Origin of the sequence: Providencia sp. PROV182 (assembly GCF_028480325.1) — a bacterium.
GTDB lineage: Bacteria > Pseudomonadota > Gammaproteobacteria > Enterobacterales > Enterobacteriaceae > Providencia > Providencia hangzhouensis.
The window spans coordinates 111939-130326 of sequence record NZ_JAMPOL010000012.1 but is presented as its reverse complement, the minus strand read 5'-3'; the positions used below and the strand labels follow the sequence as shown (position 1 = coordinate 130326).

At 35.9% G+C, this 18388-nt stretch carries 18 protein-coding genes; 5 read left to right on the top strand and 13 right to left on the bottom strand.

Translation table 11 applies throughout. The features are described from left to right. Nucleotides 1-197 precede the first annotated feature (197 nt). From PR834_RS11155 to catA, 3 genes are all read left to right on the top strand, one after another. Nucleotides 198-893, top strand: a complete 696-nt coding sequence (locus PR834_RS11155) for an aspartate/glutamate racemase family protein (RefSeq protein ID WP_112307412.1) — start codon at nucleotides 198-200, stop codon at nucleotides 891-893. A gap of 324 nt (nucleotides 894-1217) precedes the next feature. Beyond that, on the top strand, nucleotides 1218-1460 hold the full coding sequence (locus PR834_RS11150; RefSeq protein ID WP_004263957.1) for a helix-turn-helix domain-containing protein: 243 nt from the start codon (nucleotides 1218-1220) through the stop codon (nucleotides 1458-1460). Between the two features lie 190 nt (nucleotides 1461-1650). Then, the gene (catA, locus tag PR834_RS11145) at nucleotides 1651-2292 is read left to right on the top strand and encodes a type A chloramphenicol O-acetyltransferase (RefSeq protein ID WP_272525184.1); all 642 of its coding nucleotides are present in this window, start codon (nucleotides 1651-1653) and stop codon (nucleotides 2290-2292) included. A gap of 85 nt (nucleotides 2293-2377) precedes the next feature. Here catA and PR834_RS11140 read toward each other — a convergent pair whose 3' ends face one another. The 3 genes from PR834_RS11140 to PR834_RS11130 form a co-directional block, all read right to left on the bottom strand. Next, nucleotides 2378-2518 (bottom strand): hypothetical protein, encoded by a 141-nt coding sequence (locus tag PR834_RS11140; RefSeq protein WP_004263953.1) that lies wholly within the window; start codon nucleotides 2516-2518, stop codon nucleotides 2378-2380. 228 nt (nucleotides 2519-2746) lie between these two features. After that, nucleotides 2747-3670: a nucleoside hydrolase gene (locus tag PR834_RS11135; RefSeq protein WP_181489637.1), complete on the bottom strand. Its 924-nt coding sequence runs from the start codon at nucleotides 3668-3670 to the stop codon at nucleotides 2747-2749. A 23-nt stretch (nucleotides 3671-3693) separates the two neighbouring features. Further along, complete coding sequence (locus tag PR834_RS11130) at nucleotides 3694-4881, bottom strand: NupC/NupG family nucleoside CNT transporter (protein WP_232368743.1); 1188 nt, start codon at nucleotides 4879-4881, stop codon at nucleotides 3694-3696. 1232 nt (nucleotides 4882-6113) lie between these two features. Between PR834_RS11130 and ttcA the strand changes: the two genes are divergently transcribed. Beyond that, nucleotides 6114-7028 carry a tRNA 2-thiocytidine(32) synthetase TtcA gene (gene ttcA, locus PR834_RS11125; protein WP_272536655.1) on the top strand — a complete coding sequence of 305 codons (915 nt, stop codon included), beginning with the start codon at nucleotides 6114-6116 and terminating at the stop codon, nucleotides 7026-7028. 260 nt (nucleotides 7029-7288) lie between these two features. Here the strand turns inward: ttcA and zntB are convergent, their stop codons facing one another. Next, complete coding sequence (zntB, locus tag PR834_RS11120) at nucleotides 7289-8272, bottom strand: zinc transporter ZntB (RefSeq protein ID WP_004263941.1); 984 nt, start codon at nucleotides 8270-8272, stop codon at nucleotides 7289-7291. 346 nt (nucleotides 8273-8618) lie between these two features. Continuing rightward, the gene (locus PR834_RS11115) at nucleotides 8619-10241 is read right to left on the bottom strand and encodes a peptide ABC transporter substrate-binding protein (RefSeq protein WP_272536654.1); all 1623 of its coding nucleotides are present in this window, start codon (nucleotides 10239-10241) and stop codon (nucleotides 8619-8621) included. A 722-nt stretch (nucleotides 10242-10963) separates the two neighbouring features. Between PR834_RS11115 and tpx the strand changes: the two genes are divergently transcribed. Then, complete coding sequence (tpx, locus tag PR834_RS11110) at nucleotides 10964-11467, top strand: thiol peroxidase (protein WP_004263934.1); 504 nt, start codon at nucleotides 10964-10966, stop codon at nucleotides 11465-11467. Between the two features lie 79 nt (nucleotides 11468-11546). On the opposite strand, the gene PR834_RS11105 is transcribed toward tpx, so the two are convergent. The 8 genes from PR834_RS11105 to pspA form a co-directional block, all read right to left on the bottom strand. Continuing rightward, complete coding sequence (locus PR834_RS11105; protein ID WP_094961776.1) at nucleotides 11547-11921, bottom strand: ATP-binding protein; 375 nt, start codon at nucleotides 11919-11921, stop codon at nucleotides 11547-11549. Nucleotides 11922-12246: 325 nt separating this feature from the next. Next, nucleotides 12247-13806, bottom strand: coding sequence for a transcriptional regulator TyrR (tyrR, locus tag PR834_RS11100; RefSeq protein ID WP_004263923.1), 1560 nt, complete (start codon nucleotides 13804-13806; stop codon nucleotides 12247-12249). A gap of 239 nt (nucleotides 13807-14045) precedes the next feature. Next, nucleotides 14046-15101 carry a YcjF family protein gene (locus PR834_RS11095; protein ID WP_094961775.1) on the bottom strand — a complete coding sequence of 352 codons (1056 nt, stop codon included), beginning with the start codon at nucleotides 15099-15101 and terminating at the stop codon, nucleotides 14046-14048. Then, on the bottom strand, nucleotides 15098-16495 hold the full coding sequence (locus PR834_RS11090; RefSeq protein ID WP_004910478.1) for a YcjX family protein: 1398 nt from the start codon (nucleotides 16493-16495) through the stop codon (nucleotides 15098-15100). The genes PR834_RS11095 and PR834_RS11090 overlap by 4 nt, the downstream gene beginning before the upstream one ends. An 82-nt stretch (nucleotides 16496-16577) precedes the next feature. Continuing rightward, nucleotides 16578-16757, bottom strand: a complete 180-nt coding sequence (locus tag PR834_RS11085) for a hypothetical protein (RefSeq protein WP_004263903.1) — start codon at nucleotides 16755-16757, stop codon at nucleotides 16578-16580. Nucleotides 16758-16839: 82 nt separating this feature from the next. After that, nucleotides 16840-17196, bottom strand: coding sequence for an envelope stress response membrane protein PspC (pspC, locus tag PR834_RS11080; RefSeq protein ID WP_004263899.1), 357 nt, complete (start codon nucleotides 17194-17196; stop codon nucleotides 16840-16842). Beyond that, nucleotides 17196-17426, bottom strand: a complete 231-nt coding sequence (gene pspB / locus PR834_RS11075) for an envelope stress response membrane protein PspB (protein WP_004263897.1) — start codon at nucleotides 17424-17426, stop codon at nucleotides 17196-17198. Before pspB ends, pspC begins: the two co-directional genes overlap by 1 nt. A gap of 80 nt (nucleotides 17427-17506) precedes the next feature. Beyond that, a complete protein-coding gene (gene pspA / locus PR834_RS11070) occupies nucleotides 17507-18172 on the bottom strand; it encodes a phage shock protein PspA (RefSeq protein ID WP_004263893.1) in 666 nt (221 codons plus the stop codon). Nucleotides 18173-18388: the final 216 nt, after the last annotated feature.

The following is an 18388-nucleotide window of genomic DNA, read 5'->3' as shown; positions in this document are numbered from 1 at the left end:
AAATGTTCTTATATTTATCCTTTTTTAATTTAAAATATGTTAAATATAAAAACCCTTCAAAAAGTAATGTTAAGTTGTGTTTAATATTACAACTGTTTTTTACTTTTAATCATCTAGAAAATTTTTCTCATACTATTGTGTTCTTTTAGAAACTATCAGTATAGTAAGGAAAACATTACAATAATAGGAACTAAAAAATGAAAACAATAGGCCTTATTGGCGGCATGAGTTGGGAATCAACGTTACTTTACTATCAACAGCTTAACGAAGGTATCAAACAACAACTAGGTGGCCTGCATTCGGCTAAAATTGTTTTATATAGCGTTGATTTTTCTGAAATAGAACAATATCAATCTAGCGGGCGATGGGATTTAGCCGGCCAGTGTTTAGCTGATGCAGGAGAGAGTTTAAAGCTTGCAGGTGCTGATTTCCTTGTTCTTTGCACAAATACCATGCATAAAGTTGCACCACAAATTGAATCTCAAACAGGTCTTCCTTTATTACATATTGCTGATGCGACGGGTGAACGCATTATACAATCAGGTATAAAAAAAATTGGACTCCTAGGTACCGCTTTTACTATGGAGCAACCCTTCTATAAGCAAAGATTAATTGAAAAATTTAACGTGGATGTACTAATACCTAACCAGCAAGATAGGAAAATAGTTCATGATATTATCTATAATGAACTATGTTTAGGGGTAATAAATGACAAATCTAAAAAAGAATATCAGCGTATAATGGCATCCCTTGTAGAAAACGGGGCTGAAGGTATTATTTTAGGCTGTACCGAGATAACATTACTAGTTAATCAGAATGATACGACCGTAGGAATATTTGATACTACTGCCATTCATGCTCAAAAAACAGTAGAAGTCGCACTATCTGTTTAACCAACATTAAATCCTTTCTTTAGTAACTATTGTTAAATATAGCCATTGTTAAAGAATAGTATCAAAATTAACATATTATCTAGTGCAAAATTTCATTTAATACTATTAAAAAGAATTTTGCACCCATTAAACTTCATATTTAGATCATAATGTATAATAATATCTTTCCCTGTTGTTAATTATACTTGAGCTAATCTTATAAATATCATTTATACTTATTCACCTTACTTCATCTATCTTAAATTTACAGATTATTACCCATTGAATATTAATTTTCATCTAAGATAATAAAAAAATTTATTATCGAATTGACAATGGATCACTATGAATAAAAATAATGTTGGTAATGCCGTGTTGGGCAAATTTATTAAACAAAAACGTATAGAGCATCAAATTACGACAAAAAAAATGGCAGAATTAATATCTATCTCTGAAAAGTCATACATAAAATATGAAGATGGGAGTCTTTCCATATTCATTGAACATCTTATGGTAATATCTAACACATTGAATGTAGATGTTAAAACATTATTTGATACCTACGTCAACGCACAACCATGTACATAAGTATATTTCACTATCGTGCAAATTATGTTTTACATTGAAAGAGTAAGGTATAGGCCTCGACAAGCAAAAATAAGCTAGATAACATACAAACATAACTTCAACACGAGATAAGAAATCACTATGAGCCAATCAAAAGCGGAGAAACCTCCCTTCTAATAACAGTAACATTAACTTATTAGAAGGGAAAATTATGAATTATACTAAATTTAATATAGAGACATGGTTACGTAGAGAACATTACAATATTTACGAAAAAACCATAAATTGTGGGTTTAGTTTAACAACTAAGATAGATATCACAAACCTAAAAAAATATATAAATTCAAATGGTTATGAATTTCATCCATCAGTGATTTATTTATTATCACGGGTAGTTAATACCTATAAAGAATTTAGGTTTGCAAAAAAAAATGATGAACTAATTTTATGGGATGAAGTGCACCCTAGTTTTACTATCTTCCACAAAGATACCGAAACTTTTTCTTCATTATGGTGCAAGTATTCTTCAGAAATAACAACATTTATGGAGAACTACCACCAGCAATTAACGTTGCATAAAGATAATCTCGATTTGCACCCTCAGCCACAGCAAGTTGAAAATGTCTTCTATGTGTCATCTTTGCCTTGGGTTTCATTCGACAGTTTTAATCTAAATATTGCAGATATTACTAATGTTTTTACCCCGATTTTCACTTTGGGAAAATACTATAGTGAGAATAATAAAATGTGGCTTCCTCTAGCTGTACAAGTGCATCATGCAGTTTGTGATGGCTTCCATGTAGGTCAGTTTTTAACTACTTTACAAAAGCTATGTGACGAATTAACCCATTAGCCTAGATTACTCTCAGTCATGAAGGAAGCTAGCCTTCCTTCATTTATAGGAAATTAACCTCGTTAAATGGATACTCTCATCATCTTTAATTCAAAAATAATAAGCTTATGTAAATGGCATCCCCAATAGCGTCACTTTGAATAAGATATTCCGTTGGAGTAATCACCATTTTAATGGTGTTGGCGAGTAAAGAAAAAATCAATTCAATAGGATCAGTTGCAGGCATGTTTCCTCCATATTTTTCTATACATTAAGTTCTCATTGGCGCTTATACAATAAGATAAAGGCTATAGCGAAGACACTATCCCCTAACAGATTTTCATCTTTTGATAAATCTCACTGATTAAAATTTAAGCATATAATAATCATAACTTAAAAAACTGGGCCATTACCTATGGTAAGCTCCATTATATTGAATAATTATCAACCGAGGCTCTAGTTGGTACTCTTTAGCTCAAAGAGTTATAATACGTTCTGTAATTAAAGATATTAATTTCGATGTATCAACGTCAGTAATAATTTTGCATTTAGCTTCATTATACTTAGCTTTTGGGTCATGATTAATGGAGGTAGATGTGTAAGCAAAACTATGACCGAATAATTTATTAGACTCATATTCGATAGTAATTGAACCGTCAACACCTGAAAAAATTTCAGGTTTAATGAGGTATGCAATAACGCAGGGATCATGGAGAAATGGGTCAAACTCTGCATATCTTCGGCACATTTCTGCAACAGTCTGAGCGATAAGGCCACCTTTTTCCAAAGGACTGCACAAACCAGCCCTTATATCAGCCTTACTTGTTACATCCAAACCAAGCATAGTAATATGTCGTGCACTATCAAAAACGATATGGGCAGCATGAGGATCCACATAAAAATTAAACTCAGCAGCTGGCGTTATATTCCCCTGTGTAAATGCAGCTCCGCCCATGACTACAATGTCTTTTACATTATCAACTAATTTTGGTTCTTTGATGATAGCGACGGCTATATTAGTAAGAGATGCTATTGTGCATAATGTTATTTCACCTGGGTTTGACATTACCGTATCAATAATAAAATCTACGGCGTGACCAGAATAATTTGGATAATCTGATGCGGGAAGCAATACTCCAGCTAGACCATCAGTACCATGAACATGAGTTTTACTCCCACTTTTGGACATTAGTGGACGCTCACAACCTTTTGCTAGAGGAATATCCTGCCTATTTGCTAACGCAAGTAATTGTCGTGCATTATTGTGAACCTTTTCTAATTCTACATTACCTGCAACTGTGGTTATGCCTATTAATTCTATTTCTGGAGAAGCTAAGGCTAAAAAAATGGCCACAGCATCATCTACACCAGGATCACAATCAATTATTATTTTGTTCATTCTATTACTCCTTGATTTATATGTTATACAAAAATACCAACAATAGTCGCTGATAAACAACTGACTAAAGTTGAGCCAACAATCAATCTAAAACTATTTGATGCGATCATTTTTCCATGTTCTCGGCTTATACTTGTAACGCAACCGATAATCATTCCGATAGAGCCAAAATTTGCAAATGATATTAAAAATACGGACATAATTGCATCCGTTCGTGGTGTAATGCTTGTTAATTTCATATAGTCAATCATAGCAACAAACTCATTCGATAAAATTTTAGTCGCAATAATTGTTCCAAAAGTAACACTTTCATCCCATGAACTACCCAAAATGAAAGCTAAAGGTGAAAAAATATAACCAAGAATTCCTTGAAAACTAATTCCTAAAATATTTAAAAAAACATCATTCAGCATACTAATTAAGGCGACAAAACCGATAATTATGGGAACAATTGCAAGAATAAGCTTAAAGGCATCCTGCATGTGATCTGTCAATACCTCAAAAAATGAGCCCCTTTCACCTTTATTTGCCCCCAAAGGACAAGTTGTGATATTTGTGGGTTCACTTGGATTAATAATAGAAACAATAATAAAAGTACTAAAAAAATTGAGACTAACACCAATAAAAACATAGCGTGGCTCAACCATTTGTGTATATGCGCCTAGCAATGCAATATCTACTGTTGAGATAGTACATGCAGCAATAGTATACATCTGTGCTTTAGATAGCCTTGGAATGTAATCTTTAATTGATACATAAGCAGGCATCATTCCGACTATCACAGCGCTAATAGCGGCAAAAGACTCTAATTTTCCAACTTTAGATATTTTGTTAATTAGAAAGCCTATAGTATTAATAATTAAATCTAGCGCACCGATATATTTAAATATTCCAATTATAGAGCAAATAAAAATCAAAGGTAAAAGAGCTACAACAACAAAAACCATAGAAGTTTTACTGCTTATATCTCCAAAAACAAAATCAATCCCCTTATTAGCATAATTAATTATATAATGAATACCTGATGCTATACCGTCAAGAGTAGCAAGCCCAATGGTAGTATTTAGCATGGTAGACGCGACAATAATCTCCAATGTTAACAATGTTAGTATCGATGGAAGTTTATGTTTTATGTTTTTTTTACTAAAACTAAGCAAATATGCTATAAGAAAAACAAAAATTAGACTAAAAAAGAATATAAGGTATTTCATAAATATCACCATGTTAATAGATTTTAATTATGATTAGTTGATTTAATGTCTCCTTAACCCACTAATTAAAAGCAAAAAAATAATTTTCAATTTCAATATATATGACCTTGCTTAAAAGGTACGATTTTAAGCATTTACATTCAATTTATAATTATATTTATAGTTCAAGCGCCAAACACCCAGGAACATAATAATTCAAATAAACTCTCTTAGTTTGTATTTTTAAACATATAATTCTTAAAATGTGAATCATGTCGCACTTGTAAGCCATACTTAAAATAAAGCTTTTTCTTTTCACAAATAACTCAGAGCATTAGTTACCTTATAATTTTTTTCAATATCTTATTGTTATTAAGCGTTAATTTCTAATGGTCCTGCAATTATACATTCACTCTATCTCGCTCTCTTTACCACTACACTGGAAAACTTGCTAAGTTTAAATAGAAGAATATGTTCTATCTAAATATTATAAACATAGGCTTTATAATGCCCATATAATTCTTACCGTGATTAACAATTTATTAAGTTACTAAAATTTCTAGTGACTACTAAAAATATAAAATAGCTAGTGGGATAAATATTTATTACTTATTTACCTTGCTTATACTAAATAAGAATAAGAAAGACTCAATACAGCTATATTATTTTAGCTCAAAAATAGATACTTTAGCCCCCAAAAAATGGAAAGTAATAATTGAAAAATTTATTGGTTCTGTATCTAGGCATAAAAACAATAGTATTGTTAACTCACATCTGAATAAGGCAGCTATAATTAGATTTTCTGACCTAAAATTTGCAGATGTCATGATGAAAAAGCTCAAATACTCAAGGGGCATTAGGTTTCATGCACGAAAATTTATATTGCAGTAAATACGTTAAAACACTCAATATTATTAATGAAGAAACACACGAATGCTTAGCGCATTTTGGTTGATACATCATTGCACGCTAAAATATCATCAGAGCACTTGAAAGTTTAAATCAGCTTCCACCGTAGGCATATCGTCAACAGTAAGAAAACTCTATGTTTGTGTGTCTCTATTAAAGTGGGGTGGACACCAATTTTCACCTATTTTACCGAACTGGTATCACTCTTCCCTCATGTTCTGCTATCATGAGCCTCTTTTTATAACTCTCGCTGATTAGGCTTTAAGCATAAAACAATAATAATTTAAAAACCAAATGTACAATTATCCATCAGCAACATAAACCCCAGTAGCAGAACGTATAGAATGACGACCAATAAAGAACAGTACAACTTAAATAAGTTGCAAAAAAGAATTCGCCGCGATGTTGGCCAAGCAATCGCTGACTTTAATATGATAGAAGACGGTGACCGGATAATGGTTTGCTTATCTGGAGGTAAAGATAGTTACACACTACTTTCCATCCTGCAAAGCTTACAAAAAAGTGCCCCAATCCAGTTCTCATTAATTGCGGTTAATTTAGATCAAAAGCAACCCGGGTTCCCTGAGCATATTTTACCTGCATACCTTAATAAACTTGGTGTAGAGTACAAAATTGTTGAAGAAAACACCTATGGGATCGTAAAAGAAAAAATTCCTGAAGGGAAAACAACCTGTTCACTGTGCTCGCGTTTACGTCGTGGGATTTTATATCGTACAGCTACTGAACTAGGTGCAACTAAAATTGCTCTTGGTCACCACCGTGATGATATTTTACAGACTATGTTCTTGAATATGTTTTACGGTGGTAAGTTAAAAGGTATGCCCCCTAAATTGATGAGTGATGACGGAAAACACATTGTCATTCGCCCGCTCGCTTACTGTCGAGAAAAAGATATAGAACGCTTTGCGCAGGCTAAAGATTTTCCAATTATTCCATGTAACCTATGTGGTTCTCAACCAAACCTGCAACGTCAAGTTATTAAAGAGATGCTACGTGATTGGGATAAGCGCTATCCCGGCCGTATCGAAACAATGTTCCGTGCTACTCAAAATATTGTTCCGTCTCATTTATGTGATACCGAATTATTTGACTTCAAAAATATTTCTCATGGAGATGAAGTTATCAATGGCGGAGATCTTGCGTTTGACAAAGAGGAGCTACCGCTTCAACCTTTTATAAATGAAGATGATAAGCCCGACTTTACAGCAGAACGCCTTGATATTATTGAAGTTAAATAAACATTTATTGATAACCTCCTCGTATGGAGGTTATTTTTGCTCGGATTAGATGCAAAAAAAAGCCGATGTAAAATACATCGGCATTACAGTGGTCAATTATTCTGTATAAGAACTCAATATGAGAAAAACTACAATTATGGAGCACAACGTTCATCGCTCAACGTTGCATTCACCTGCAGGACTAATACTGCACTAAAACCTCAGTAGTTTTATTGATTTATCTCAAACTAGGTCCGGTTATCGCAAATAAGTCATCAATATTAGAGCCATCGGCTTTTTCTTAACCACCACAAAACGGTTCCAATTAAAACGGCTAATAAAACACAAAATACACTAAAGGCAAAACGGAACTCATTACCAGGGATCCCGCCTAAATTCACACCAAACAGCCCCGTTAAAAAAGTTGTTGGTAGGAATATCATGGCCATTAATGACATTGTATAAATGCGCCGATTCATCATCTCAGTCATCATATTCGTTATCTCGTCAGAAATAATCGCTGTACGTGCAATAAAACCATCGAGATCTTCAATACAACGTCCTAATCGGTCAGAAATCTCTTGAATTCGACGACGATTGGTTTCATCTAACCAAAGCAATTTTTCTGTTGTTAAACGGGAAAACATATCTCGCTGTGGAGCCATATAACGGCGTATCACAATAATTTGTTTACGAAGTAATGCTAATTCCCCTCTCTCAGGAATTTGGCTATTTAATATGAAATCTTCCATATCAATTAAACGCTCATGCAAAGAATCCGTAAAATCACTTATTTCATCTGTAATAGAATCAGCAACCTCAACTAACCAGTCACCTGTACTTTGGGCCCCGACTCCCTGCTTTAAATCATCAATAATAGAATCTAAGGAATTTACTTTTCGATGACGACTAGAAATAATTATCCGATTATTAATAAATACCCTAAACGCAACTAATTGCTCAGGCCGCTGGCCAGCATTGGTATTTAATGTTTGCAATGTTAATAAAATACCATCGCCAACACGAATCAATCGCCAACGTCCTGAATGCCCAGATAAAGCAGACTTAACTTGGTCATTAAAGAGATCTGATTGCTGAATCCAATTAAAACTTTGTGGGTCCTTATAATCATAATGAAGCCAAAACGGTGATTGCTGGTTTGCGCTAGCATTCACGTCGATAGGAAGTAACCCACCGTCTCCATTTAACTGAAATGCATGTACAGGATTTGAATTTTGGAATAAAGAACCATAAATCAGTCCCATGCAATATCTCCCTTTTATAATCAATACGGTATTTTTAGTCGAATAGTGACATATTTGTCATTATTTCAAGAATCGTTCTCACGATACATAAAATAACAAAAAAAAGATTGAGATTAATATCTCATAAAAACAGACAATTTCCCATAAATCACAAAATATCGCCATTTTTGCTAAATAACACTACATAATTGACACAAACGAGCAATAAAGTTCATGATGATTTTTTTATTATGAAAAGGTAGTGTTTATTCCTTTTTTGGTCCTCCTTCCCATTCTCCAGAGGAAGGAGCTTTTTTTCTTTCCTTTAGAAAAAGCAGCCCGTACCTTGCACAGGCTGTATCCTATTTTAATGTTTAATGATATAAAAACTGTGGCTATAAGCGACATCTTCGGGGTTGTTTATCGGGTACCCCTTCAGCCAAGGCTTAATTAAGCGTGCATTGGTATATTGGTAAATAGGCGCGATTGGAGCTTCTTTTGCAATGATTGCTTCCGCATTATTATAATAACGGTTGCGTAATTGTGCATTCGTTTCAATACTCGCCGACTCAATAACGCTATCATATGCAGGGTTATTAAATTTTGGTATATTGCCAGTATGTTGAGATGTAAGCAGAGACAAGAATGTTGAAGGCTCATTAAAATCACCTATCCATGATGCACGTATAACATCAAAATTTCCTGTATTGCGGCTATCTATATAAGTTTTCCATTCTTGATTTACTAATTTGACTTCAGCGCCTAATTTTTTCTTCCACATAGAAGCAATTGCAATCGCAATTTTCTGATGATTTTCTGAACTGTTGTACAACAATGTTAATTCTAACGGGTGATTTGGACCAAAACCTGCTTGCTGTAATAACACTTTTGCTTGCTGGTCTAATTCTTTTTGTGAGTAGCTATTGTAAAGCCCTTTTTCAGGTTTAAAGCCATCGGTGACATCGGGAGTAAAATAATTTGCAGGTTTTTCCCCTGTACCTAATACTTTATTAGCAATTAATTGGCGGTCAATCGCCATGGATAAGGCTTTTCTAACACGAACGTCATCCGTCGGTGCGCGTTGGGTATTAAATGCATAGTAATAGGTCCCTAATTGGTCTGGTGTAAAGACTTCATTAGGAATATCTTTCAATAATTTTTGATAGCGTTGTTTTGGAAATGATTCGGTAATATCCAAGTCTCCCGCTAAATAACGATTAGTTGCATGAGACTCTTGGTTAATCGGGACAAAAGTGACTTTAGTTATCACTGTATTTTGATGATCCCAATAATTTTTGTTTGGAACTAAAACAATTTTTTCATTAACCACTCTGTCAGATAAAACAAAAGCGCCATTTCCGACTAAATTACCTACTTTTATCCAGTCATTACCAAACTTTTCAACGGTTCCTTGGTGAACAGGAAATAAACTAAAATTAGCTGCTAATGAAGGGAAATAAGGTACTGGTTTATTTAAAGTAATCTTTAATGTATGCGCATCAACCGCTTCAACACCTAGCTGTTCAACAGGCAGTTTTCCATCAATAATAGCTTGCGCATTGTTAATACCTGCTAATGCTGCAAACCAAGCAAATGGTGATGATGTTACCGGTGAAACCAGTCGTTGCCAGCTATAAACAAAATCTTGAGCCGTGACAGGGTCACCATTCGACCAACGAGCATCAGTCCTCAGTGTAAATGTCCAAATCCGGTTATCTGTTGTATTCCAATTTTGGGCTACACCTGGGATAGGCTTTCCATGGTCATCCTGGTTAACAAGCCCTTCAAATAAATCACGCATGACTTGCGCTTCCGTTAACCCCACTGATTTTACCGGGTCCAAAGAAGCGGGCTCGTCTTTTAAATGACGCGTAACTTCTTGGTTTTCAGCTAAAACAGTGCCAGTGGGTATCACCGCACTAATAGCTTGTGTAGTAAAAAAAACTGAAGAAATCAAAACAGCTAAAGATGTGAATGAATGTTTATGCATTTTATTTTCTATCTTGTTAGTATAAATAAAGTTAACTAAAAGCCTAGTTAAATGATTTCAAGTGAAGGTGCTATTATTAGCAATATTACTGCATTTACGTCTTAAGTTTCATTTAGGTAAATTAATTATTGAAACATATTTCCATATATCCATAAAAAACAATAGATTACAGAGCAAAAACTCACTCAGTTTAGATAATATCAAACAGCGATACACTTGAGTTATTCTGTAGTTTATCTTAATTTATCATATGCTTTCATATTTCAGAAATCTACATTTCTCTTGTAATCAATTGATTTACCTATCTAAATATACATAAACTAATACTCGCATTATACAATAATAGCTATGCCCATATCCTTGTCATTTTTCTGATCAGTAAATAATGACTAAAGAAATCAATACAGACAGATTTCCTTTTGTTACACTCCATAAGGCAATTTAAAAAGGTGCATAACAGAAAACGCAAGTATTGAAAAAGCTTAGCTGTTATATAATGATAATGCACCATACCCTAATAAAAAGTATGTAATATTACCTTACTTTGCCCCATGTAGAACTCAAAGTAAGTGATAAGGTTTCTGTATAAAATTTGGTCATTAGTAGAATGTAAAACTCAGCACTGTATAACTACTCATTAAAAAACCTTTAATCGCAAAGATTTTTTATTAGAAGTTAGATTAAGTTAACAGTGAATCACTTTATGAACGGGAGAAAAATTCATGTCGCAAACAGTTAAATTAAAAGGTAATGACATCACAGTTAATGGTGTTTTTTTACAAGCAGGTTCAAAAGCTAAGCCCCTTACCCTTGTCACCAAAGATCTCAGCGAAGCAACGCTGGAAACTTATGAAGGTAAAAGAAAAGTTTTAAATATTTTTCCAAGTGTAGACACTGGCGTATGCGCGGCATCAGTTCGCAAATTTAATAAGCTCGCAAACGAGTTGGACAACACGGTTGTGTTATGCATTTCTGCTGACCTGCCTTTCGCACAAGCACGTTTTTGTGGTGCAGAAGGTTTAGATAATGTCGTTATGCTATCTTCTTTCCGTAGTGATTCATTTGCTAATGACTATGGTGTTGCTATCGCTAGTGGTCCATTAAAAGGCTTAAATGCACGTTCCGTTGTTGTCTTAGATGAAAATAATAACGTTATTTATAGCCAATTAGTCTCTGAAACTACTGAAGAACCTGATTACGACAGTGCATTAAACAGCCTTAAATAAGCTTTTTATATCATTTAACTCACTGTAATTAGTAATGAAGCGGGAATTTTCCGCTTCATTACTCAATATAAAAACCACACTAATCTACGTGAGCCCAGTACAATGGCTGGTGGTTCTTCGCATTAACAACATTCGCAAATAACTTATTGTCACTCATTATAGAGATCAAAGTATGAGAAAGCGTACTCAATACTTTTAAGGCTTGATCCTGAGTGACAGGGCAACAAGATGTCAAAATATCAATAATAAGGTCTCGAGGCTTATGGCCATTTTTCACCAATGCCTCCCACGTGAAACGATTTTTCTTCGTTAAATATTTTACTGCGGCTTTATTCATCAGATAAAGTTCAGCAGCTGAGGCAGCAGACTCAAACATATCATTTTTATAATGACTCTGGCTCATGTATTCGCGTAACTTACGATTTACAATGAAATTAATAGTGAATTGGTCCATGGCAACTCCTTGTAGGCTGAAACCCATCAGATGAGATTACGATACCCTAAAACAGTAGCTGTCTTTGTTATATAGCAGGAAAATTCACCAATTAGCAATAGTATTAGTAAGGTTTTGCCATACTAAACACAAGCTAAAAAAGGTACGTCTTTAAAATAACATTGAATTAGTGCCCTATTCTCATAGATTTTACCGACTGTTCGTACTACAACATCTCGGCAATACTTATTCAAACCGTGGGTCGGTATTGTCGTTGCAATGCCAGAACCACTAAAAAACAAACCTATTGCTGTTAACACATAGGTTATTGTTTTGTTCATTTAAATTAGTTTTGCTCTTTTTTCGTATTGAGACCATATTCTCTCAATTTATTGGCAATTGCCGTATGAGAAATATCCAAGCGTTTAGCTAATTTACGGGTGCTCGGGTAATCACGATACAAGCGCGCTAATACTGACGCTTCATAGCGTTTAGTAATTTCATCTAGCGAACCATTGAGCGAATCTAAAGCCAGTGCGGGAGGATTTACTACATCAGGTAATTGGATATTCTCTGCTTCCAATATATTGCCATTAAGTTGAGTTAACCCTTGATAAAGGGCATTTCTCAGTTGCCTTACATTACCCGGCCAATAATAACTGCTTAAAAATTCGATTAGCGAAGGCGCCAATTTAGGCTCTGCAATATGAAGCTCTTTGGAAAAACTGGCTACAAATGTCTTGGTTAGCGGTAAAATATCTTCTTTACGTTCACGTAATGGAGGGATGGTTAATGTGAGTACATTTAAACGATAATAAAGGTCCTCTCTGAATTTTTTTTCTGCCACCAATTCAGGTAGATTTTTCTGTGTTGCACAAATTACACGGACATTAACCTTAACTTCTCGTTCCTCGCCAACACGCCTAAATGTTCCATCATTTAAAAAACGTAATAACTTAATTTGCATTTGAGGTGACATTTCAGCAATTTCATCAAGCAATACTGTTCCGCCATTTGCTTGTTCAAAAAAACCTTTTTTACCTTCAACTGCATTTGGATACGCCCCTGCTGCATAACCAAATAATTCACTTTCTACGACATCATCCGGCATCGAAGCACAATTTAAACCTAAAAACGGTTCTTTTCCTCGCGCACTATGCAAATGACAAGCTTTCGCTAAGATATCCTTCCCAGTCCCTGTTTCACCAACGAGTAATAATGGCTCATCCAGCATCGCAACACGTTTAGCCCGTTCAACCACATTTGCCATGACAGGGCTAACAGCAATAATTTGTTCAAAACCACTGCCATCTACCTCAATAACTTGTTTACGTTGCTTATCTAAAATTTCAGCCGATTTCAACAGCAACACAGCTCCTGTACAATGGAGTTTACCATTTTCATCTGCCAAAATAATAGGAGTCACTTGCATCAAATAGTCTTGGCCTTTAATGACGACTTTCTCTGTATAAGCTTCTGGTGACTCTCGTTCAAACCAACGTACCAGCCCTTGGCTACTGACTAACTGAGAAAAGGTTTTTTCTCGAATTTTTGCCTCATCATAACCAAATAATTGCAATGTCATTGGGTTAACCAACTCAATATTTAGCTTATTATCAATGGACAAAACAGGTTCTGGAAATGAGTTTAATAGCGCCCAAACAGCTTTATGCTCTCTTTCTGAAGGCATAAAATAAATTCGGCGAACATCAATAACACCATTGATACGCCGTATTTCTGCCATCAATGTGCTGAACACCTGAAAATCCACAGGTGTAAAATTTAGGTAAATCCTGCGTTGAGGAGATATTTCAATACCTTTTAAATCAATATTTTGTAGGACTAAAAGATCAAGTAATTCACGCGTTAAACCGATCCGGTCTTGGCAGGTCACTTCGAGGCGCATGGATAGGAACCTTCATCAAAAAAGCCGAGAGAATAAAGGTATTTTAGCCTTAAACATTAAGGGAATACAGTGTTTGTGTCACAAATTGTTGACAGCTTGTAAGCTTCATAGGTATTAACAAATAAAATCACTGCTTTCCTTAATTTTTTAAGGCTTGAAATAACAATAAGCATATTAATCAACAAATGATGCTGCTGAGTGAGTGAAAACTGTCAACTCACTCTGCCAGCGATATTTCTTTACGCTTTATCTTTTTTACTGGGAATAACATTCTTTAATTGGCCAATTAGCTGATGACGAAAATCGGCTAAACGAGGCTTGTTTTCAATCCAAGGTAGTGGTCGGCATAATTCCATCGCCTTAATACCTAAACGTGCAGTTAACAAACCCGCACCAATACCTTGTGCTGCACGTGTTGATAACCGTGCGGTAATGTCTTGAGATAACCAATCCATCCCCACTTCACGAATTAATTCAGATGCACCTGCAAAGGCAATATTAATGAGCACCATACGAAATAGCCGAATTCGGCTGTAATAACCGAGTTCAATACCATAGATTGCCGCGATCCGATTAATTAGACGAATATTTCGCCAAGCAATAAATGCCATATCCACCAGCGCTAACGGGCTCACTGCAATCATAATGGCCGATTCAGCGGAACAACGACTAATTTCTTTACGAGCTTGTTCATCAAGAATGGGCTGAACCATTCGACTATATAATTCAACAACTTCTCTATCATTATGAGAATCATGGAGAGTGGCTTGCCAATTAACAATCGCAGGATGTTGCATTGATAACGCAGATTGTTTTGCCAATTTTTCACAAAAAACCTTTCCTTGCCCCATTCCATGACTGTGCAATAATTCGCGAGCAAAGTCTCGTTCCTCTGCTCGTTCTCTTAAGCGATACAACCGCCGCCATTCACCAACGACTGACCCTACACCCGCCACAACTATTAAACCACCCGCAGCAGCAACACCTAACGCAGTCCAATCTTGTGTTACCCATGATTGATGGATCCAAACGCCCAATTGAGCAACGACACTGACCCCAAAAATCCCTGCTGCAGCGCCAACTAACTTTCTCCAAAAACTCCGTTTTGGTTTTAACGCTTCGTTAATCAGGCTTTCAACCTCACCCTCTTGGCTATCTTGTTCTGCTTCCAAAGAAACTGGAGTGAATTTTTCGAGTTCTCGTTCATCAAAAACTTGGGCTTTTTTTAGCGATTCTTTCGTATCATTTTCACTACTTTCAGCGAAATCTAAACGCTGTTTTAAAGGTTCATTCATTTCAGTTTATCTCCCAACAAAAATTCAAGCGCACTGTCCATACGAATATGTGGCAATGGTTGATCCATTGGCGTTGGCCTTGGTCTGAAATCTTCAAATTGAAAACCTTGAGTTTGCCAGAATTGCTCATTTGGCAACCGTTTTGGGACTTCACCAGGATAAAACATTAGCGGTTGTCCATCACTTAACCGATTCCCTTTTAACGCAGGTAATTTTTCACCTTTATAATCCACAAGGCCACTTTCGGTTGCTTGTATTGATGCTAAACCAACACAATCCATGCTGATCCCTTCAAATGCAGCATGCTGCCATGCCTCTTGCACTAATTGTTGCAATAAAGCCACTAAATTTGCATGCTGATCTGGTGTTACATGGTCTGACTTGCTCGCCGCAAAGAGTAATTTATCAATACAAGGTGAAAATAAACGCCTCAATAATGTGCGTTTACCATAATGAAAACTACGCATTAATTGAGTTAACGCCATTCTCATATCATTAAATGCATCAACACCACTATTTAACGGTTGCAAACAATCAACTAAAACAATTTGTCGGTCAAAACGTTGGAAATAATCACGATAAAAACCCTTTACAACATGCTCACAATAATATTGATAGCGTTGCTGTAATGCGCCAATATTGGTGTTTTTTCCTGCCTGTGCGAGCTTTTTATCACCATATTTGGCTACATTCGGCCATGGGAAAAATTGGAGTGCGGGTGCTCCTGCTAATTCAGCCGGTAAAACGAAACGACCTGGTTGAATAAAATGTTGCCCTTGGGCCTTGCATTCAACTAAATACTGGGTGTAGGCAGCAGCAATTTCAGCCAGCAAATTTTCGTCAACAGGCGCTAAAGGGTCACATTTTTCACACAATGCCAGCCATGGTTGGGCTAAATGTGCACGCTCTCCCTTTATTAAGGTGTTCATTTGTTCAGACCATGCTAGATAATTTAAATCTAGCATAGGTAAATCCAACAACCATTCGCCGGGATAATCCACAATCTCTAAATATAATGATGAGTTATCGACAAAATGGCGCAAAAAAGAGTCTTCTGAACGGTAATGCAATTTAAGGCGTATTTCACTGACACCCCGTGTTGGTGTTGGCCATTGCGGTGGTTCCCCATAAAGGGATGCAATACCTTCATCATACGCAAAGCGTGGTACTGACAAATCACGGTGAGGTATCCGTTTCACCCCTAACAACCGCTTATCACGCGCGGCAGAAAATAAAGGGAGCCGTGCGCCCGCATTCACATTCAATAATTGGTTCACCAGTGAAGTAATAAATGCGGTTTTTCCACTACGGCTAAGCCCTGTTACTGCGAGCCTAACATGACGATCAACACTTCTATTCATCAAATCAGTTAATTCACTGTGCAGTCGTTTCATGCTCCTCCCAAGACTTATCCTTTCAATTTAAACTCATTTTACGTCATATTGCGTTCTATAATTTAGCATAAAACAAATTGTATTAGGTTAACCGTTTAATTAGTACATTAAGCAACCATTTACTTGTCAATAACTTAATAAGTTTACCTATGAACCCTGCTGGGCCATACGTCATGAGCAACACTGCGGCTAATCGAATACCTTTTCGTAGCAAAAGTTTCTTTGCAAATTTTTTAATTCGATAACGAACGTTGTTTGCCATATTTCACTCACTTTTTTATCAAAAACAAAAGGGATTTGGTTTTGAAACCTAATCCCTTATCATGTGATGGTGATGCGATTTATTATAGATTTCGAAATTTACTGTTCACTGTATAAGTATCTGACGTAACGTATCTTTCAATCTGGCGTAGCTTCATTTCACCTGATTTTAATTGTGTATCGATTTGGTTAATAAGACTACTGACTTCTGGGCCAATATCTTGCTGTGAACGGTAGCCACTTGGTGCCGTTTCTACGACAAAGCACATCACGATATACAAAATCAAAGTAATACCAAAACTGACAAATAGAGCCAATACGGCTAATGCTCTAACCAAAGCAACTGGAAGTTCTAAATACTCAGCAATACCCGAACACACACCACCGAACACACGTCTATCCGTTAAACGGTAAAGTTTGCGGTTGCGAAATTGAGTCATTATTTTTGCCTCCAATTTGGGTGTTCTGCATCCAAAATATCTTCAAGCGTTTTAATGCGTTGCTGCATCTGTGATGCTTGTTCTGCTAATTGCATCAAACGTTGTACTTCATTTTCAGTTAGCTGACTCCCTTGCCCACTGTTTTTTTTGCTGTAATGTAGCCACAGCCAAATAGGCAGAATAAAAATGAGAAAAATGATTAATACGAGAGACAGAAAAACGTAGCCCATCACATATCCTTATACATATGGTTAACCTATCTATGGCACTGATACGATATTACTAACGTACCAGTGCATCAAAATAACTGTTACTGATCTTTATTGATTTTAGCTTTAAGTGCCGCTAATTGCGCACTTATTTCGTCGTCTGCTTTTAACTCTGCAAACTGTTGATCCAGTGATTTTTGTTTCCCAATACCATAACTTTGGGCTTCACCTTCCATATGGTCTATACGGCGCTCAAACTGTTCAAAACGCGCCATTGCTTCATCCAGTTTGCCGCTATCCAGCTGGCGACGTACATTACGACTAGATTGTGCGGCTTCCATACGAACAACCATTGATTGCTGTTTCGCACGAGTTTCTTGCAGTTTGTTTTCTAATTCAGTGATTTCACCTTTCAAACGAGTCAAGGTTTCATCAACAATAATCAGCTCGTGTTTTAAGGTATCGACCATTGCACTCACTTTTTGCTTTTCAATCAGTGCCGCACGCGCTAAATCTTCTTTATCTTTCACCAGCGCTAATTCTGCTTTTTCTTGCCAATCAGCAACTTGTTTTTCGCCCATCTCAATGCGACGTTCTAAACCTTTCTTTTCTGCTAAAGTACGTGCTGATGTTGACCGGATTTCAACTAACATATCTTCCATTTCTTGAATCATCAGACGGATCATTTTTTGCGGATCTTCTGCTTTGTCTAACAAAGAAGCGATGTTTGCATTAATGATATCGGCAAAACGTGAAAAAATACCCATTGTTTATATCCCCTTGATGGATTTAATCATTCTGTAGCGCCTCGACCTGATTTGGCTTCCAACCCATACCTGACGCTCCGTAAGTCTAACAACAATTCGCATGTTGCTGTATTTAGCTATTGCTATTACATATTTCAAATAGCAATTCGCGTGCCAACTTTTAAATTAATTCATATTGATATGATTTTAAAGAGAATAATTATAAGCTTCCCCTGA